Origin of the sequence: Enterococcus ratti (genome assembly GCF_001886195.1) — a bacterium.
Classification (GTDB): domain Bacteria; phylum Bacillota; class Bacilli; order Lactobacillales; family Enterococcaceae; genus Enterococcus_B; species Enterococcus_B ratti.
In genome coordinates, this window is the sequence record NZ_JXLB01000033.1 from 1 (window position 1) to 16,474 (window position 16,474).

Consider the following 16,474-nt stretch of genomic DNA (forward strand, 5'->3'; position numbering starts at 1 on the left):
TAAGGGCTTATAGCCTTGGTGCAAACCGCCCTTTTGAAGGGTGGTTATGATTTGTCAAAAAAATCAAGAAGTGATGCACGAAGCAGCTTTTCTTTCGTATTTCAGATATTTTTGTTGGCAAGAAAGGAAGTTTAACTTCTTTTTTTCTGCTTCTTTTTAGTCAAGTAAATACTTATTCGATCGACCTCACTGCTTTTTTCTTGTGTCAAAGAACCTGCGTAACGTTCGGCTATATCTTTTATCATCATCAAATCAAATTGCTCTTGTTCATCAAAGTTTTCTGCAATGCCTTGAGAAAAAAGATTAGTTGCATAATTTGCGCTGTGTTCACAGTGAATAAATAAGTGATTTTCATGGTTTTGCATGGATAAATAGATTTTTCGATGCATAGGATTTTCAATCGCATGGGTTTCTCTAAAAGAATGTTCCAGCACGTGAATTAATAGCTGCGTAATATCATCATCGCTTACAGGCAACGCTTCTGGAAGATCCGCTTGAAATTGTACTTGAATATTTTTTTTAGAAGCTATTTCTTGATAACGGGCTAAAATAAGATTTGTTAACTGATGAGAAGAATACGAGAAAATAAATTCAAAACTTTGTGCATTGGCTAAGATCTCTTGCACGTAATCTTGTGCTTTTTTTGGTTGATTTTCTTTAATCAGCTGTTCTAAGTTTTCCATGTTTTGAATAAATTCAAATCTTAATGTACGAATTTCTTGGATATGATTCCGTAATTGTTCGTAGTGCTTTTCCAGTAAATCGGACTTCGTTTTCAAAAAATTAACTGCTCGTTGATGGTGCTCAAAACGAATGAGGTACTCGATAATCGTATAGCCAATGATGATAATTAAAATTAACATATATAAAATAGTAGACCAATTAATCGTTGAATAAATGCCTAAAGCTGCTTGAATATAAAGCATGCAATGGGAAATGGCAATTAATACGATCCATGGGGCACACGCAATGAAAAAATGATTGTTGTGATAGGCTTCTCCTATACAAACGAATGAAGTAACTAATGTACTGATTACACTAATGGTATTGATAATAGGCATTAACTCTATCAGTTCACTTGAAGATATGACTGAATAAAAAAGAAGACCCAGTTGAATCGTTGATTGGAATAGACAGAATAAACCATATATTTTTTTATAATGAACCATGCGTGATAAATAATACAGTATAAGAAAAATTGAAGTTAAAATATTAAATGTATCAGACAATGTCGAGTGAAGAATTGGTTCAAAAAAGACACTACTCAAGACATCTTCTGATATAGACTTAAACCCTAAGGAAAGTGCAAAACAACTAAGAACAATGACTGAAGGAGCAAAGGTCTTTTTTTTATAAAGGATAAGCATAGCATAAATTAATGTGCTAAGTCCTAAAAAAAGTGCCATGATTAGTGTCATTACTTGAGGAACGGATTGAGAAAAAATAAAACTGGTTATAGGACCAGTTTTTCCTAGATAAATTTTTGGAGGAATACAGGCATAATTTTCATAAGGAGAAGAAACTTCTATTTTTAATTGTTTGCCAATAGCGTTTGGAGGTAAATCAATAATTGCTAGAGATAAGCCAGGACGATTTTGTTTATATTCTTTTATTTGATCATATAAAAGTTGCTGGTCTAAATAAATTTTTACCCATTGATAGTTTTCTCGGATGACTAAGTTTGAATCGCTCAGTTCATCTTCTAATACTGTCTCCATCACAAATGTTTCGTCCTTCTTAATCTTAGGAAAATAACTAATATAACGACTATTGAAACGGAAATTGGGATCATTTTTTGAATAAAATACCCATGAATTTTTTATTTCTTTTACTTTTTCGCTTTCTGTAGGCGTAAAAATATAATAAAAGAAATAAACAGAAACTATCAAAAACAACAATAATATTACAAGGAGGATACTCCATTTTATAGTTAAAAAGTTGTTTCTTTTTTTATTTGATACGTTATTAAAAAAGTTCATTTCCTATTCCTTTCAAAAATTAACATTTTTTTTAGGGTAAACGTTTTTCACGATGGCGTCAATCGATATCCTGTATAAAATTAGATAACTAAAATTATTTTATGGTTTTTGCTAACGTTCTTTCTCTTTTTAGTCGAAGGAGGTAGAATTAAAATTGATAAATTTTATTCGTTATTATATTATGAGACAATAACAAATAATTAGAGGGGTCAAAAAGACAATGCCTATTTATAAAAAAATCGCTTTTTTTAGTTCGGTTGCTTTAATTATTCTTCTAGCAGTCATTTTGAGTATTGTTTTACTTCTTAAAGGTTTTGGCTTATCTACACATATTATTGAAGATACCGGCATGAGTCCTTATTACAGTAAAGGAAGCTTGATTTACGTGCGATCTAAAAATCCTGAGACGTTATTGGTAGGAGATGTGATTACTTATTATGAAAATTTAGGTGAACAAATAACTACTCGCCGTATCATTGCGGTGGAAAAAAACCATCAAAATTTTTATACCAAAGCAGATCGTGCATTACAGACTGAATCCGGTGTAGTTGGGAAAAGATACATCATCGGAACACCAGTATTTCAAATTCCCTATATTGGGATGTTACTATCAAAAACAGCATTTGTTTGGATGCGTTGGCTCTTTTTCAGTGTTGCCTTTTGTCTTACTGGCTTTAATGCTTGGAATTTGTTTGATGAATTTAAAAAAAGAAAAAATTTAAATCGCTTCTTTACACATCATCCGCATAGGTAAATAGAAAAAGGACTGTCTTGTAGAATGAGCAGGTTCTTCGTATAATATTGGGAAAAGGAGGCAAAATATGCGTAATGAAATGATGCATCGTCCGGTAGTAAAAAAAGAACTAGTTGACTTTATGCGGACAAAACAAAAAAAACTGTCGGGTGAATTGGGGAAACTTGAAGAGGAAGCTCATTTGGCAGAAGTACCGATTATTCCCCATGAAACTGTGGTATTTTTACAATTTTTATTCGGGCAATTAAACCCAAAAAATATATTAGAAATTGGAGCAGCAATTGGCTTTTCTTCTAGTTTGATGGCTCAACTAATCAGTGAAGAAGGGCGTGTCACAACGATTGATCGTTTTGATGTGATGATCAAAAAAGCAAAGACAACGTACGAAAGACTCGGTTTAACTGAAAAGGTGACGCTGTTGGAAGGGCAAGCTGCCGATATTTTGCCAAAATTAACTGGACCTTATGATTTTATTTTTATGGATAGTGCCAAGTCTAAATATATTGAGTTTTTGCCAGATTGTTTACGGCTATTAAAAAAAGGTGGCGTATTAATGGTAGACGATGTTTTTCAAGGAGGAACGATTTTATTGCCGGATGAAGAGATTCCTAGAGGGAAACGTGGTATTCATCGTAAATTGAATGAATTCTTACACGTAGTTATGACGCATCCGGATTTAACTTCTACATTGGTACCATTAGGTGATGGTGTGATGTTGATTACAAAAGAAAAAAATTCAATTATTTTATAATAGAATAGACAGCTAGGAGGTACGACAAAAAGTTTGTTTTTTGTCGTGAACCTTTTAGACAAATGAATGAACGAAAAGCCATTTTGCGTGCCTATTCTATTTTTATGGATAAAATAACTATTTTATATTGACAGAAACAAAATGATTCTATATAATTGTTTTTGTTCCGAAAAAACATGTCATAGTAGCTCAGCTGGATAGAGCATCCGCCTTCTAAGCGGACGGTCGGGGGTTCGAATCCCTCCTGTGACGTAAATAAACCGCCAGAAACGTTTGTTTCTAGCGGTTTTTCTTTGGTTTTGTGCCAAATGAATTTTATTTAGTTGAAAGTAAAAAAGAACAACAATATTTTACGATGTATAAAAACGGTATGCAAAAATTTGATAAGTAAGAAGTTCATTTATTTTAAGCAAGTAGTATATGAAGTTATTCGGGTGTTCTGATGCGTAATAATGAAATTGTATTTGGTATTTTCAAGAAAATGTTCATAAAGAGGATGACGTTGTTGAAAAAAATATGTTATGCTAGTACATGCATACTTCATAAAATTTTATGAAAAAGGAGTTTATGAATTGCTTAAAAAATATGTTTTCTCATTAAAAGAAGAATTTAATGGCTATAACCGTCTGAAATTTCAAAAAGATTTACTGGCAGGAATTACTGTAGCAGCTGTTGCACTTCCATTGGCGTTAGCATTTGGTGTTTCTAGTGGTGCAGATGCAGCAGCTGGACTGATTACAGCTGTTATTGCAGGGACGATCGTTGGCAGTCTGTCAGGTGGTTTTTATCAGATAACAGGTCCAACAGGTGCAATGGCTGCAATTTTAATGTCTATTGCAGCAACGCAAGGAATGGCAGGGGTGTTGCTTGCTACTTTTCTGGCAGGTTTTTTCTTACTATTGGCTGGAATCTTTAAATTAGGTACGTTGACTTCTTTTATTCCAGCTCCAGTCATCACAGGCTTTACTTCAGGAATTGCTATTATCATTGCATTAGGCCAAGTAGATAATTTATTTGGTGTACACTCACAAGGAACGAATGTACTTGAAAAATTAAACAGTTACCATACCTTTGGCTTTCAAGTGAATCTTTCTTCAATGATTATGGGAATGTTGGTGATCTGTGGCATGATTTTTTATCCAAAACAATGGGCAAAAAAAATTCCTAGTTCTTTATTAGCTATTGTTATTGCGACGACTGTAATGCTTCTATTTAAATTACCGATTGCAACTGTTGGCAACATTCCTCAAACTTTAATTAGCAGTAATCGTTTGACACTTGATGCTTTTTCGCTTTCAGGGTTAAAAGAAGTAGTAGTTCCAGCTATTAGTATTTCTTTACTGGGGATGGTGGAGAGCTTGCTTTGTGGAGCTTGTGCTGGACGAATGGCAAATAAATCATTAGATAGTAACCAAGAACTGGTAGCACAAGGAGTCGGCAACTTAGTTTTACCATTTTTTGGTGGGATACCAGCAACGGCGGCAATTGCCAGAACAAGTGTTGCTATTAAATCCGGTGCTCAAACTAGATTAGCTGGTATCATTCATGCATTTGTTTTATTCTTATCTATGCTTTTTTTTGCCCCGATCATGTCAAAAATCCCCATGCCGGCTTTAGCCGGGGTTTTGATTGTTACTGCTTGGCGCATGAATGAATGGGAAACCATTAAAGAAGTGTTTACAAAGAAATATTGGTCTGCTATTTTCTTATTTTTGGTTACGATGATCTGTACAGTAATTTTTGATTTAAGTAGTGCAATTGTGATTGGTGTGATCGGTGGGTGTATTTTCTTTATCATCAAGAGTGCTGCTATTACTATTTCTGTTGAAACAATTGATTGGCGGCGAATGAATTTACCGGAAACAAAAAAATTGGAAAATTGGGCAGTCGTGTATATCAGTGGACCGCTCTTTTTTATGTCTGCTGAGAAATTAAAAAATAAATTAGAATTACTTCGTGATAAAGAAGGGGTCATCTTTTCGATGCGTGGTGTACCAAGTATTGATTTAACGGCAAAAACAGTTTTTGATGAATTTCAAGAAAAAGCGGAAAATCATGGTCAAACGATTATTTATACTTCTTTGCAACCAGAAGTAGAAAAACAATTGCAGCACTTGTGGAAAACAGAAGGATTTAAACAACATCAAACGGTTGCTCATGCGTTATCTGCGTTACATGAACAGGATCTTTTAGTAAATGAATAAAGAAACTTTTCGATTGAAAAAAATGATTAAGTATATTAAAAAGAACTCGAATTTTTTTGAGAAAGAGCATACTCTTTTCAAATATTTCGGGTTCTTTTTTTGTTGAATTCTTCCTTAGTGTGATTGATTATGTTTTTTCAGTAGAAGAAATTGTTTCGTTTTTAAGCCATTGAGCAAGTTTTGACCAATCTTCATCAAGAGTTTTTGTTAATGAACGGTTATAAAAAATAGCGGCAGGATGAAAAAGAGGCAATACAGTGTAAGTTTTTTTACTCCATTCATAGGTGTCTTTTTGTTTATTTAGCTTTAAAATTGGTCCCTTGTAGAATTGTCCGTGATTTTTTGAGATGGTAAAGGTATTGCCTAATAAACGTTTTAGCCCAATATTACCTAACGTAGCAATCAATTTTGGCTGTACTTGTTCAATTTCATAATCTAAAATAAGTGCATGTGCCAATACTTCTGCTTTGGTTGGTGTACGGTTTGGATAAACAGTTTCTATTTGTTGGCTGTGCTTATTCACGCGTTGAAGAATGCGATAAGGGCGGCTTCTAACGGCACTGGTGATGTAAACTTCTTCACGGGTTAAACCCACAAGTGAAAGAGCGTGCATCAATTCTTTTCCTGCTTGTCCGCTAAAGGGAACATGATTTTCAATTTCTGTTTTTCCAGGAGCTTCTCCTACAAGCATCAATTTAGGATGAAGCGGGCCTTGTCCAGTTACGAAGCCTTCTACGTTTTTTCCATTCATTCGCTCTGTGGCTTCTTTAACTAATTGATCTGGATAATTCATCTTCTTGTCTCCTTTCATTACTTAATTATAAAAAGAAAAATAAAAAAAAGCGAGGTCATGCATTTGTTAATGGTATTTTATGTAAAATATAGTTGACGGATCCTTTTGTTTCTGATAACCTAATGTTGTTGTAATTGTGGACTCCACAGCTACAACCGCACAGAATGAGTTTATGAAGTACAATTGTTGTCACTCAAGATGGCGAGTCTAAGTTTATTATAAGGAGGTGCTTTATAGCATGTACGCAATTATTAAAACAGGTGGAAAGCAAGTAAAAGTTGAAGTTGGACAAGCAATCTACGTTGAAAAACTTGACGTTGAAGCAGGTGAAAAAGTTGTATTTGACGAGGTTATCTTAGTAGGCGGCGAATCTACAAAAGTAGGTGCTCCAACAATTTCTGGTGCTACAGTTGAAGGAACAGTTGAAAAACACGGCAAACAAAAGAAAGTCGTGACTTTTAAATACAAGCCTAAAAAACATTCACACCGTAAACAAGGTCATCGTCAACCATACACAAAAGTGGTTATTGACGCAATCAACGCTTAATTAGCGCTTGAGAAGGAAGGCCTGAATAATGATCAAAGGAACATTTAAACGAAATGACGCTGGTCAAATTGTTTCATTTACTTTGACAGGGCATGCTGAGGCGGGTCCTTATGGTAGTGATATTGTTTGTGCAGGAGTTTCTTCCTTAGCAATTAGCACGATCAATGGGATTGCTTCATTAGCTGGTTTTGAACCGATTGTCGAAATGAATGAAGAAGAAGGCGGCTATTTATATGCTGAAATCACTTCAGGAATGACACAAGAACAAAACAACATTGCTGAAATTCTATTGGAAAATCTTTTATTAGGGTTGCAATCGATAGAAGTTGAAAATTCAGAGTATATCCAAATTAAAACAATTAATGACAAATAGGAGGTGCAGACCATGTTGTTATCAATGAATTTACAATTTTTTGCCCACAAAAAAGGTGGCGGTTCTACATCTAACGGACGTGATTCAGAATCAAAACGTTTGGGTGCAAAGCGTGCGGATGGACAAACTGTAACAGGTGGATCAATTCTTTATCGTCAACGCGGTACAAAAATTTATCCGGGTGTAAATGTGGGTATTGGTGGAGACGACACTTTATTTGCTAAAGTTGATGGCGTGGTACGTTTTGAACGTAAAGGTCGCAACAAAAAACAAGTGTCTGTTTATCCAGTAGCTCAAGAAGCTTAATAAATAAACTGCTCTATCTCTTGTGTAGCAAGGGATGGAGCTTTTTTGTAAATTATGGGATTTTTTTTGACCATACTTTTGACCATACTTTCTTAGAAGTTAATATAATTTGTTAGTTTTTGTGTTGTTTCTTCTTTTTTGCTGTTAGTAATGTGTGTATATGTGTCCATAGTAGTTTTTATATTTGCGTGGCCCATTCTTTCTTGGACTTCTTTGTGATCTGCGCCTGCCTCATATAGCATTGATGCATGTGTATGTCTAAAACCATGCAGACCGATATAAGGTAAGCCGGCACGCTCACGATATATATTGTATCTTTCTGCCACTGACTGATTAATTGTGAAATTATTTTCGTCATTGGTAAACAAATAATTAGCTTTAGTAAATCTTAATTGAAATAAGTACTTTCTTTGTTCGAGCTTCCAAAATTTTAGTTGCTTTATAGTTTTTTCATCTAAATAAATTATTCGATTTGATTTTTTGGTTTTAGGAGTTTCAGATATATAATATTTATCTGAACGAGCTACAGTTTTTTTAATGGCAATTTCATTTGTTTTAAAATTAATATTGTCCCAAGTGAGTGCTAATATTTCGCCGATTCTACATCCGCTGAATGCTAATAGTCTAAAGAGCGTATAGTCTCTGTTTTTAAAATATGGATTCTGTTCTTGAGATACTTCATTTAGAAATAATTCCAACTGTTCTTTTGTATATAATTTTAATTTCTTTTCTGTTTTAATTTGTGGCTTTGGAATAAGTAAATTTAATGTTGGATTATCAGATGTTAAACCAATATTTATAGCATACTTAAAAACTTTATTCATATAGTTTATGAAAAGAGGGTACTGCTTTGAAGTTCCTTTTTCACTCCAATCATTTACTACCTTTTGACAATATGCCGTATTAATTTTAGAAAGCTTAATATTTCCAAATTTGGGATATATATGTTTATTAAAGATTATTTTAGTCCTTGAATATGAACTTTCTTTTACAGTTTTTTTGTAGCTTTCTAGCCATAATTCTGCTGCTTCTTTGAAAGTAGTATTTGTACTTGTGGGCATTCCTGTTTTTTGTAATTCTAGTTCTAACCTAGAAAGTGCTGTTTTTGCTTCTTTTTGTGTTCTAAATCCTCGTTTAGTAGTATATTTTTTCTTTCCAGTTAGCGGATCAATACCGAGATAAGTTTTAAAGTACCATGCTTTTTCGCCATTTTTCTTTTTATATTGTTTTATCATTGCCATCAATATTACCCCTATTCAAATTCTAATTCTGCCATGCTATCATTGAAAAATTCGATCAGTCCTTGTTCCTCTATAAATTCAAGCCATATTTCCTTCCCGTTAATTAATGGAACTCCTTTTTCTTTACGAATTGTTTGATACAAGTTAGTCACGACTTGTTTCCACATTTCTAATACAGCTTTATCTATTTTCTTATCATCCCAGCGTTTTTTTTGGGGTCTATTTTTGTTTTTTTCAATTTGATAATTAGTAGCTTTGACGATAAATGTTTCGTATCCGGTTGTGTTTTTTTCTAACCATTCTTTGAATTCTGTATATATCATTTTTGTTCACCTTTCTATTTTTGAACATATGTTCTTTTTTGCTTAAAAAATTTTAGAGAGCTGCATAACAATAGATGCGAGCTTTTAATAATTCTTTCACAAGTGGTTCGAAGCGAACGCTTAAATTGTTATCTTCTATAAATTTCATGTAATTGATATTGTGTGGTTCTAATTCAGATTTTGCAATATATCTATCTAATAATTTTTCAATCATGAAGCGATCAGCCTCATATTCCATTTTTGAATGTAGAGAGAATGCTAAGTTATATAAAAAATAATTATCATGATGTTTAGAAGCGTGTCCTAATTCATGTAATAAGGTTCTTTGTCTTCTATACTTAGATAAATTAGCTTTTATTACTATGGTATTCATACAAGCAACATAGTGGCCATCGGCATCAAGGTTTTCACGCTCTTCTACCTTAACGCCGAGTTCATTAATTATCATTTCAATTTGACTGTCCAAATGACTCACCTACTTATTTAGTTATCTTTTTTCTCTAAATATGCTTCAATCATAGCTGATAGTATTTCCCTATCATTATCGGTGAGCGGTTTTCCGTCGCTACTCATAACAGATGCTAAAGCTTCTTCCACGGTTAGTTTTCTTTCCTCTGGTGCAACTCCTATGTTGGGATCATCTGTGCGTCCTAACAAATAATCAGTTGAGACATTAAAATAATCAGCAACTGCATTTAGTTTATCAATGGATGGCTTACTTTTTTTCCACGCGTAAAGTGAATTTTTACTAAAATTAAGTTTTTCTTCCAATTCGACAATAGATATTTTGCGTTTATCTGCTAACATTTTTACTCTCTCAAATGTTGTCATAATAATGATTCTCCGATCATGCCTAAAACACATCTTAAAAACTTTGTAGATAATCGTTGACATCTACAAAACTTTATAATAATATATGTTCGTAAGCTAATTTAATAAGCTAACAAGCAATAAGAAAGACACCTAATAAAGTAAACAAATTCGAGGTCGGGAAACTTAGAATGTTAATTTATAGGGTAATTCTGCGCTTATTTAACTATGCACTTATTCTACAAAACTTTGTAGAAAGTGTCAACAAAATTAGCTAATTTTATTAGCTTACAGAATTTAACAAGGGAGAGATACACATATGACAAACTTAGTAATTATGAAAGATCAACAAGCAGTAACGACTAGTTTGCAAGTAGCGGAGGTGTTCGGGAAAGAACATAAAGTTGTTCTAAAAGCCATCGATGAGCTGAAAGAAGGGGTGGCGGAAAATTCCGCAGACTCATTTGATGGGGTGGCACAAAATTATGCAGACTTATTTTACGAAGATGCTTATATTCATCCCCAAAACAAACAAAAATATCGTCAAATAATTATGAATCGTGATGGATTTACATTGCTTGCTATGGGATTTACTGGAAAGAAAGCATTGCAATTTAAATTGCAGTATATAAACGCATTCAATGAAATGGAAAAAACAATAAAAGAAAAATCAGTATCCATTCCAACTACAAAAAGAGGATTGGCACTACTAGCTTTAGAAGCAAGTGAGGAAACTAATCAACGAGTGGATGTCATTGAACAAGAAGTTTTCGATTTAAAAGAAAATCAGCCGTTACCACAAGGTGAATACAGCATTATTTCTTCTCGAATTAATAAAAGAGTGTACGAAGTAGCGGATGCCTACTCAATTAATCGCTCAAATCGTAAAACTATTGGATTACTTTTCAAAGATATAAACAGTGGAGTCAAAAAGATTTCAGGTGTAGGAGCACGGACTCAACTGAGAGCCAAACACTACGAAAAGGTGATGGACTTTATTAATAGTTGGGAACCATCTAGTGTAACGAAATTCGAATTAAGACAAACAAGAATGGATGTTTAGGAGGAGTTAGTTATGTCGCAGGACTTCATTTTAAAAGTACGTGTGGCGTTAGCTACGCATGACAAGAGTCAAGCTTGGTTAGCTGAACAGCTTGATATTTCAACAGCTTACATGTCGGATATTATGAATGGACGTAGAAAGCCAGATAAACAAATCAAGCCAATCGAGGCAGTATTAGCAGAATTAGAGAAGGAGGAAAAACATGCAAATAACAATTCCAGATAATTTAGTAGTTTCAGAATTAACTGCACAGATTACGAATGCTGTGTTTAATTCGTTGGACGAACGATTACGCCTTATGAACAAATCAGTGGAGCTTCCTCCATATCCAAACAAATCAGAGGTAAAAAAAGTTTTAGGCATTGGTGATGACAAATTAACACATTGGATAAACTTAGGCTTAAAAACACAGCAGTGGAGCAAGTTAGACATCAGAATTGAACGATCGGAACTTCAAAGATTTTTGAAAGAAAACTTTGAGTTTTAAAGGCAAAGGAGAATGATTTTATGTCCTACACATTGCAACAAGAACATCAAATTCTCGGTTTGATTAAACAACGCAGGAAACAATTACAAGATGACCGTGCAGCGCTTAGAAAAGCCGATGAGCTATCAGATAGACAAGCTGAACTAATTGCTTCTGAACTTGAGGATTTGAGAATGCTAGAAATAAAAAATAGGGAGATTAGATTATGAAGAAGACAGACACACTTTTTATAGGATTCATTTTGGGGTTATTAGTGATTGTAGCGCACCAAAGTATTATCGGAGGAAGCTTGTTCGCAACATTGATGGTTTTAATCAACCTGCTTGACTCAAAAGAAAGGAGCAACTATGGCACGAGAAGAAGCGCTAAAAATCGGTTTATTTTAAGCAAGCAACATATCGAAAAGCAAAAAGCATGGCAACAAATAAAAAAGTGACTCCGCCGGCAAGCATAGAGTCACAAAGAAAATACATCTAAGGAGATTTTAACATATGGAAAATGAACTTTCCACTCTAGATCAATATTTGACTGATCCTAGTTGGGGCAAATCGAATGTCAAGGAAACAAATAATCGAAAAATCAGACGTAATCTTCTGACAGATGAAGAACTAGCATGTGATCAAGATGATTTGGGCAATTTTGTGAGCATTTGGGATCATGTTTACCTTATTCATCTATCAAAACATTCAAACAAACCTGAATACATTTATGTCATCGAAGATGGCTTGACTGATGCATTAGAAGAGTATGACAGAGATAACTTGATTGATATCTCTTATTACGGACCAGGTAAGAAATACATTGCTGAAATGGAGGCAGAATTTGATGAGTGAAAACAAAGGGACAACGAATTTTGAAAAACTTTTTAGTCGCAAGTTAAATAAAATTCTCAAGAAAAAAGGAAATTTTGATTATTTATCTTGGGCTCACGCATGGGAGATTATGAAAAAGAATGATCCACAGGCAACGGTAACTATTAATGAGTATAAACACTACAAGGTTGTTTCTGGAACTCATCAAGACTTTCTTGTTGAGGAATATAAACCTTTTCTTATGGATGAAACAGGTACTTATGTATAGGTGTGATTAATTTCAAAAATAAGTATCAAATCAAAGGGATCAAGTTAAACCAGGAAACAATTAAGAAACTTAGAATAGGAGGGTAAAAAATATTGTCTGACAACAAACGCTACTACTATTTAAAACTAAAAGAGAATTTTTTCGATAGTGACGAGATGGTTCTCTTAGAAAGTATGCCAGATGGCTATATTTATTCTAATATTCTTCTCAAACTTTATTTAAGAAGTCTAAAACACGAAGGTAAGTTGATGTTTAATGACAGGATTCCATTTAACTCTACAATGTTCGCAACTATTACAAGACATTCTGTAGGAGTCGTAGAAAAAGCGGTACAAATTTTCCGTGATTTACAGCTTATTGACGTATTAGATAACGGAGCAATTTATATGTCTGATATACAAAGTTTCATTGGAAAATCCTCAACTGAAGCAGATAGAAAAAGAGAATACAGAAAGAAAATAGAAGAGGCAAAACGGAATTTAATAACTGGAGGACAAGTGTCGGACAAATGTCCAGACAAAACTACACCAGAGTTAGAGATAGAGATAGAGAAAGATATAGATATAGATAAAGAAGAAAAGAGAGGTAAGTATTCTGACGAACACTTACGCCTTGCTAAAAAATTGCAAAGTAGTCCAAACAGGACGAATGTTGTTTTTTGGTCGCATGATCGAGGAACAGCTAAGCTTCGAATGAAGTTAGTTCGGAAAAACGGCATCCCTCAAAGCTTACCCGAAGGGACAACTGTTCCGATTCGCTTGATGTTTCTGTCTTCAACAGCAGAAGACGGATATGGGAAACATGATTATCTAGCTACCATTGAAGATCGTATGAGTGGCATTGTGTCTATCGTATTAGAAGATAATATTTTAGGATATGTCGGTAAAGTAGAAGGTAGCGTATATATTGATTTCCCAAACGACCGCTCGTTAGATACGGCTGGTCGTTTTACTTTTTATATCAAACGCAGTCCAATTGATGATAGTACGCCAGAGCTGGAAGATTATTATTTCAATGGGTTTAGCCAGACAATCGATAAAATCGAAAAAATTCTAGCTGATGGAAAGCTAGAGATTGAACAGAAAATTGCGGAATCTGAAACGCAGATTGAGGCGAAAGTAAAAGATACAAACGACAAAATCACGAAAGCCAATCAAGATGTCGCAACTCTCAATACTAATATTGATAAAGCAAATGATCGTATTGATCAAACGAATCAGCAAATCGGCGATCTCGGCAAGTTGAAAAAGATATATTCAAACAGCATTAATTTTGGAGACTATGATTATAGTGGAAATCCCAATCTATTAAGCACTATAACTAGTGATTATTTTACAACAAAAGATAATGTAACAATCACCAACGAAAATAGGGGTGTAAAATTAACTTTTAGAAATTCTGGATTTGGTGCTGAAACAGGAAATGTCATGCAAATCAAGCCCCAAACAACCTATACGCTTTCTGCTAAGGTAACAGTGAATGAGGATTTTGTAGGAGACTTGTCAAAAGTTCGACTAACTTATAGAAAATTTCCTGGAGGTAACATTCTGCTGGGAACAAACTTAGCTGATACGTTAGTTGGAGAAACAAAAATGATTTCTGTGACTGGTAGTGTATCAGAGATGAAACAAGTAGAGCGTACTTATCTACGTTTAGATAGTAATTCCCAAATAGTGGATGGATCAATCAGTATAGAATATATCAAGTTAGAAGAAGGAGCAATACCTACGCCATATCACCCCAACTTATTTGAAAAACCATGGCAGATATCCAAAATTCCTTTGAATGAAAATCTGGCAAATCAGTCGGTTGTATTTCCAATAAATACATCAACTTATAATTTGTATGCCGCAAAAATGAGAAAGAATTTGGAAATAGGGAAAACGATGACAATTACACTAAAAGGAACGAAGCCAGTCAATCAGTCTTTTAAACTATTTGGAAATGGTTCGATTGATTACGGCACATTAACCCCTGTGAATGGTTTAGTTGATACATGGCGTTTAACTTTTACACCTAATGAGGTAGCTACTGCTAATCCTAGCAATATCGAACTCTATCAAGTACCAAAAAATACACTTGGAAATTGCACAATTGAGTGGTTAAAAATAGAAGAAGGAGATGTAGCTACTCCGAATATCACAGATTATAAATATTTCGGTGAAGGCTTGAAAGATAGCGATAATCCAAATGATTACAGCTGGAATATTACATCTAAGCATGCAGAAAACATTTTTGCGAGAGAAGACTGTGTGGTTCATAATTCAGGAAATGAATCCATTGATGGTTTCAAAGACTTTCGACAAACACCAACAGTTAATAATGTACCAGTAGCTTTAGATCAATTTATTTCAACAACAGTAAAAACAACGAATACAACAGATTTTACCAATGAAAGTTCAGTCAGATTTGAACGAGATGGACGAAGTGTAGTAGCCAATTTTTCGATCACAAATAAAGCGGCTAATTTTGCCGGGTGGAAAAATTTAATGGCTTTTCCAAAAGGATATACTCCAACTTCGCTAAAGGATTGGGGTGGAACTTTGGCGAATAAAACCAATCGAAATCCTGCATTATCTGTTTATGCGAATGCTTCGGGAATTGCTGTGATGGTTTCTACTACAAATTTACCAGAAAATCAAGAGTGTTCTGGAACCATCAGCTATTTTACAAATGATGCATGGCCGAATGAATAGGAGGAATGAATGATGAAAGCAATGTATGAATATATTTATCCGGTAGGTTGTAAAGTTTGGGAAAACATGCCAGATGATTTCCCAGAGGGAGTCCCTTATACCTCAGTACCGCCATTACCAGATATTCCATTAGATCGCCAATTTTGGAATCCGAGGGAGCGGAAATGGGAAGAAGTTATGACCCAAGATGTTTCTAAAAAACTGAATCTTTTAGAAGAACTATCTATAGGCTTACAAAATGATAACAAAAACTTGAAACAATCAAATGAAGAACTAGCAAAAAAAGCTGAATCATTAGCACAAATCAATTCAAAAACAATGCTTACAACTATTCAAAATAGTAAAGAAATCGATTCATTAAAAAGTCAACTTCAATTATCAGAAAATGAAGGAGGAAAATAATATGTATTCCTATGATGATATTAAAATGATGTATGACTGGAATTGTTTTACTGCAGATCAAGTTCGGCAATTTGTTCCATTGTGCATTACAGAGGAAGAAGCAGATAAAATTATTAATAAAGAAAGTTAAAGCATGCTCCGTGGAGTGTGCTTTTTTTGTTGGAAAGTTGGTGAACTATGAATATTGATGCGATTATTTCTGCTTTAAGTATTGCAGGAACATTGGTTGGTACGTTTGCAGGCATTGTTTTTTCAAATAAACTGACCATTTATCGAATTGAACAATTGGAGAAAAAAGTTGAAAAGCATAACCATATTGTTGAACGTACTTTTCTATTAGAAGGACGGATGAATGAAGCAGAACATGATATTCAGGAAATGAAAGGAGGCGAGAAGAAATGATTTTACCCGATAAATATTATCAAATTATTAAATGGACAGTGCTTATAGTACTGCCAGCTTTATCTGCATTAGTAGCCACATTAGGCAAAGCATATGGATGGAATGACACTGATATGACAGTATTAACTATCAATGCCATAGCGACATTTTTAGGAGTAATTACAGGGGTATCAGCTTACAATTTAAAAGATAAGGAGTAAACGAATGAAAAAGAAAATTTTAGCAGGAGCTCTCGTAGCTCTTTTTTTGTTGCCTATAAATGT

23 protein-coding genes, 1 tRNA gene, 2 pseudogenes and 1 other annotated feature are annotated in these 16,474 nt (G+C 34.1%); of the genes and pseudogenes, 20 read left to right on the forward strand and 6 right to left on the reverse strand.

What is annotated here, in order from left to right; translation table 11 throughout:
* Window positions 1-131 precede the first annotated feature (131 nt).
* Entirely contained in the window at window positions 132-1,979 is a 1,848-nt protein-coding gene (locus tag RV14_RS10985; RefSeq protein WP_071856300.1) for an ATP-binding protein, read from the reverse strand.
* A 220-nt stretch (window positions 1,980-2,199) separates the two neighbouring features.
* Here RV14_RS10985 and RV14_RS10990 point away from each other — a divergent pair, with 220 nt between their 5' ends.
* The 4 genes from RV14_RS10990 to RV14_RS11005 all read left to right on the forward strand — a co-directional run bounded on the left by RV14_RS10990 (window position 2,200) and on the right by RV14_RS11005 (window position 5,688).
* Window positions 2,200-2,733, forward strand: a complete 534-nt coding sequence (locus RV14_RS10990; protein WP_071856301.1) for a signal peptidase I — start codon at window positions 2,200-2,202, stop codon at window positions 2,731-2,733.
* 67 nt (window positions 2,734-2,800) lie between these two features.
* The gene (locus tag RV14_RS10995) at window positions 2,801-3,484 is read left to right on the forward strand and encodes an O-methyltransferase (RefSeq protein WP_071856302.1); all 684 of its coding nucleotides are present in this window, start codon (window positions 2,801-2,803) and stop codon (window positions 3,482-3,484) included.
* Between the two features lie 178 nt (window positions 3,485-3,662).
* Window positions 3,663-3,736, forward strand: a tRNA-Arg gene (locus RV14_RS11000).
* Between the two features lie 320 nt (window positions 3,737-4,056).
* Complete coding sequence (locus RV14_RS11005) at window positions 4,057-5,688, forward strand: SulP family inorganic anion transporter (protein WP_071856303.1); 1,632 nt, start codon at window positions 4,057-4,059, stop codon at window positions 5,686-5,688.
* A gap of 127 nt (window positions 5,689-5,815) precedes the next feature.
* On the opposite strand, the gene RV14_RS11010 is transcribed toward RV14_RS11005, so the two are convergent.
* Entirely contained in the window at window positions 5,816-6,481 is a 666-nt protein-coding gene (locus RV14_RS11010; protein WP_071856304.1) for a uracil-DNA glycosylase, read from the reverse strand.
* Window positions 6,482-6,624: 143 nt separating this feature from the next.
* Window positions 6,625-6,700 (forward strand) — a sequence feature (ribosomal protein L21 leader region).
* 19 nt (window positions 6,701-6,719) lie between these two features.
* Here RV14_RS11010 and rplU point away from each other — a divergent pair.
* From rplU to rpmA, 3 genes are read left to right on the forward strand one after another with little or no spacing between them, the layout of a single operon-like run.
* Window positions 6,720-7,028 (forward strand): 50S ribosomal protein L21, encoded by a 309-nt coding sequence (rplU, locus tag RV14_RS11015; RefSeq protein ID WP_071856305.1) that lies wholly within the window; start codon window positions 6,720-6,722, stop codon window positions 7,026-7,028.
* A 28-nt stretch (window positions 7,029-7,056) separates the two neighbouring features.
* Window positions 7,057-7,401 (forward strand): ribosomal-processing cysteine protease Prp, encoded by a 345-nt coding sequence (locus RV14_RS11020; RefSeq protein ID WP_071856306.1) that lies wholly within the window; start codon window positions 7,057-7,059, stop codon window positions 7,399-7,401.
* Between the two features lie 12 nt (window positions 7,402-7,413).
* On the forward strand, window positions 7,414-7,707 hold the full coding sequence (gene rpmA, locus RV14_RS11025) for a 50S ribosomal protein L27 (RefSeq protein ID WP_071856307.1): 294 nt from the start codon (window positions 7,414-7,416) through the stop codon (window positions 7,705-7,707).
* Between the two features lie 92 nt (window positions 7,708-7,799).
* Here the strand turns inward: rpmA and RV14_RS11030 are convergent, their stop codons facing one another.
* Genes RV14_RS11030 through RV14_RS11045 form a run of 4 tightly spaced genes read right to left on the reverse strand, consistent with a single transcriptional unit; the run spans window position 7,800 to window position 10,102 of the window.
* Window positions 7,800-8,948 (reverse strand): site-specific integrase, encoded by a 1,149-nt coding sequence (locus RV14_RS11030; RefSeq protein WP_071856308.1) that lies wholly within the window; start codon window positions 8,946-8,948, stop codon window positions 7,800-7,802.
* A gap of 11 nt (window positions 8,949-8,959) precedes the next feature.
* Window positions 8,960-9,271: a hypothetical protein gene (locus tag RV14_RS11035; protein ID WP_071856309.1), complete on the reverse strand. Its 312-nt coding sequence runs from the start codon at window positions 9,269-9,271 to the stop codon at window positions 8,960-8,962.
* A gap of 52 nt (window positions 9,272-9,323) precedes the next feature.
* Window positions 9,324-9,719, reverse strand: a complete 396-nt coding sequence (locus RV14_RS11040) for an ImmA/IrrE family metallo-endopeptidase (protein ID WP_002321996.1) — start codon at window positions 9,717-9,719, stop codon at window positions 9,324-9,326.
* Window positions 9,720-9,754: 35 nt separating this feature from the next.
* Entirely contained in the window at window positions 9,755-10,102 is a 348-nt protein-coding gene (locus RV14_RS11045) for a helix-turn-helix domain-containing protein (protein ID WP_047937696.1), read from the reverse strand.
* 298 nt (window positions 10,103-10,400) lie between these two features.
* On the opposite strand from RV14_RS11045, the gene RV14_RS11050 reads away from it, so the two are divergent.
* From RV14_RS11050 to RV14_RS11110, 13 genes and pseudogenes are all read left to right on the forward strand, one after another.
* Window positions 10,401-11,144, forward strand: a complete 744-nt coding sequence (locus tag RV14_RS11050) for a Rha family transcriptional regulator (protein WP_071856310.1) — start codon at window positions 10,401-10,403, stop codon at window positions 11,142-11,144.
* Window positions 11,145-11,156: 12 nt separating this feature from the next.
* On the forward strand, window positions 11,157-11,369 hold the full coding sequence (locus RV14_RS11055; RefSeq protein ID WP_047937698.1) for a helix-turn-helix domain-containing protein: 213 nt from the start codon (window positions 11,157-11,159) through the stop codon (window positions 11,367-11,369).
* A complete protein-coding gene (locus RV14_RS11060) occupies window positions 11,347-11,631 on the forward strand; it encodes a hypothetical protein (protein WP_071856311.1) in 285 nt (94 codons plus the stop codon). The genes RV14_RS11055 and RV14_RS11060 overlap by 23 nt, the downstream gene beginning before the upstream one ends.
* A 20-nt stretch (window positions 11,632-11,651) precedes the next feature.
* Window positions 11,652-11,840, forward strand: coding sequence for a hypothetical protein (locus tag RV14_RS11065; RefSeq protein WP_002311421.1), 189 nt, complete (start codon window positions 11,652-11,654; stop codon window positions 11,838-11,840).
* On the forward strand, window positions 11,837-12,067 hold the full coding sequence (locus RV14_RS11070) for a hypothetical protein (RefSeq protein ID WP_071856312.1): 231 nt from the start codon (window positions 11,837-11,839) through the stop codon (window positions 12,065-12,067). Before RV14_RS11065 ends, RV14_RS11070 begins: the two co-directional genes overlap by 4 nt.
* Before the next feature lie 55 nt (window positions 12,068-12,122).
* A complete protein-coding gene (locus RV14_RS11075; protein ID WP_002375509.1) occupies window positions 12,123-12,464 on the forward strand; it encodes a hypothetical protein in 342 nt (113 codons plus the stop codon).
* Window positions 12,457-12,708: pseudogene (locus RV14_RS11080) on the forward strand (Sak single strand annealing protein); the annotation flags it as partial. The gene RV14_RS11075 and the pseudogene RV14_RS11080, both read left to right, overlap by 8 nt.
* Window positions 12,708-12,797, forward strand: a pseudogene (locus RV14_RS13085) (putative HNHc nuclease); the annotation flags it as partial. The pseudogenes RV14_RS11080 and RV14_RS13085, both read left to right, overlap by 1 nt.
* Window positions 12,798-12,803: 6 nt before the next feature.
* Window positions 12,804-15,407 carry a phage replisome organizer N-terminal domain-containing protein gene (locus tag RV14_RS11090; protein ID WP_084650383.1) on the forward strand — a complete coding sequence of 868 codons (2,604 nt, stop codon included), beginning with the start codon at window positions 12,804-12,806 and terminating at the stop codon, window positions 15,405-15,407.
* 12 nt (window positions 15,408-15,419) lie between these two features.
* The gene (locus RV14_RS11095; protein ID WP_071856313.1) at window positions 15,420-15,809 is read left to right on the forward strand and encodes a hypothetical protein; all 390 of its coding nucleotides are present in this window, start codon (window positions 15,420-15,422) and stop codon (window positions 15,807-15,809) included.
* Window position 15,810: 1 nt separating this feature from the next.
* The gene (locus RV14_RS11100) at window positions 15,811-15,939 is read left to right on the forward strand and encodes an XkdX family protein (RefSeq protein ID WP_071856314.1); all 129 of its coding nucleotides are present in this window, start codon (window positions 15,811-15,813) and stop codon (window positions 15,937-15,939) included.
* A gap of 47 nt (window positions 15,940-15,986) precedes the next feature.
* Window positions 15,987-16,211 (forward strand): hypothetical protein, encoded by a 225-nt coding sequence (locus RV14_RS11105; RefSeq protein WP_071856315.1) that lies wholly within the window; start codon window positions 15,987-15,989, stop codon window positions 16,209-16,211.
* On the forward strand, window positions 16,208-16,411 hold the full coding sequence (locus RV14_RS11110; RefSeq protein ID WP_071856316.1) for a phage holin: 204 nt from the start codon (window positions 16,208-16,210) through the stop codon (window positions 16,409-16,411). Before RV14_RS11105 ends, RV14_RS11110 begins: the two co-directional genes overlap by 4 nt.
* Window positions 16,412-16,474: the final 63 nt, after the last annotated feature.

Bases quoted from the DNA above. Each gene is read 5' to 3' on its own strand.
- RV14_RS11045 (WP_047937696.1), bottom strand. From the start codon at position 10,102: ATGACAACATTTGAGAGAGTAAAAATGTTAGCAGATAAACGCAAAATA.
- rplU (WP_071856305.1), top strand. From the start codon at position 6,720: ATGTACGCAATTATTAAAACAGGTGGAAAGCAAGTAAAAGTTGAAGTT.
- RV14_RS11020 (WP_071856306.1), top strand. From the start codon at position 7,057: ATGATCAAAGGAACATTTAAACGAAATGACGCTGGTCAAATTGTTTCA.
- RV14_RS11050 (WP_071856310.1), top strand. From the start codon at position 10,401: ATGACAAACTTAGTAATTATGAAAGATCAACAAGCAGTAACGACTAGT.
- RV14_RS11105 (WP_071856315.1), top strand. From the start codon at position 15,987: ATGAATATTGATGCGATTATTTCTGCTTTAAGTATTGCAGGAACATTG.
- RV14_RS10985 (WP_071856300.1), bottom strand. From the start codon at position 1,979: ATGAACTTTTTTAATAACGTATCAAATAAAAAAAGAAACAACTTTTTA.
- RV14_RS11010 (WP_071856304.1), bottom strand. From the start codon at position 6,481: ATGAATTATCCAGATCAATTAGTTAAAGAAGCCACAGAGCGAATGAAT.
- RV14_RS11040 (WP_002321996.1), bottom strand. From the start codon at position 9,719: ATGATAATTAATGAACTCGGCGTTAAGGTAGAAGAGCGTGAAAACCTT.
- RV14_RS10995 (WP_071856302.1), top strand. From the start codon at position 2,801: ATGCGTAATGAAATGATGCATCGTCCGGTAGTAAAAAAAGAACTAGTT.
- RV14_RS11110 (WP_071856316.1), top strand. From the start codon at position 16,208: ATGATTTTACCCGATAAATATTATCAAATTATTAAATGGACAGTGCTT.
- RV14_RS11030 (WP_071856308.1), bottom strand. From the start codon at position 8,948: ATGGCAATGATAAAACAATATAAAAAGAAAAATGGCGAAAAAGCATGG.
- RV14_RS11095 (WP_071856313.1), top strand. From the start codon at position 15,420: ATGAAAGCAATGTATGAATATATTTATCCGGTAGGTTGTAAAGTTTGG.
- RV14_RS11060 (WP_071856311.1), top strand. From the start codon at position 11,347: ATGCAAATAACAATTCCAGATAATTTAGTAGTTTCAGAATTAACTGCA.
- RV14_RS11070 (WP_071856312.1), top strand. From the start codon at position 11,837: ATGAAGAAGACAGACACACTTTTTATAGGATTCATTTTGGGGTTATTA.
- RV14_RS10990 (WP_071856301.1), top strand. From the start codon at position 2,200: ATGCCTATTTATAAAAAAATCGCTTTTTTTAGTTCGGTTGCTTTAATT.
- RV14_RS11100 (WP_071856314.1), top strand. From the start codon at position 15,811: ATGTATTCCTATGATGATATTAAAATGATGTATGACTGGAATTGTTTT.
- RV14_RS11055 (WP_047937698.1), top strand. From the start codon at position 11,157: ATGTCGCAGGACTTCATTTTAAAAGTACGTGTGGCGTTAGCTACGCAT.
- RV14_RS11065 (WP_002311421.1), top strand. From the start codon at position 11,652: ATGTCCTACACATTGCAACAAGAACATCAAATTCTCGGTTTGATTAAA.
- RV14_RS11035 (WP_071856309.1), bottom strand. From the start codon at position 9,271: ATGATATATACAGAATTCAAAGAATGGTTAGAAAAAAACACAACCGGA.
- RV14_RS11075 (WP_002375509.1), top strand. From the start codon at position 12,123: ATGGAAAATGAACTTTCCACTCTAGATCAATATTTGACTGATCCTAGT.
- rpmA (WP_071856307.1), top strand. From the start codon at position 7,414: ATGTTGTTATCAATGAATTTACAATTTTTTGCCCACAAAAAAGGTGGC.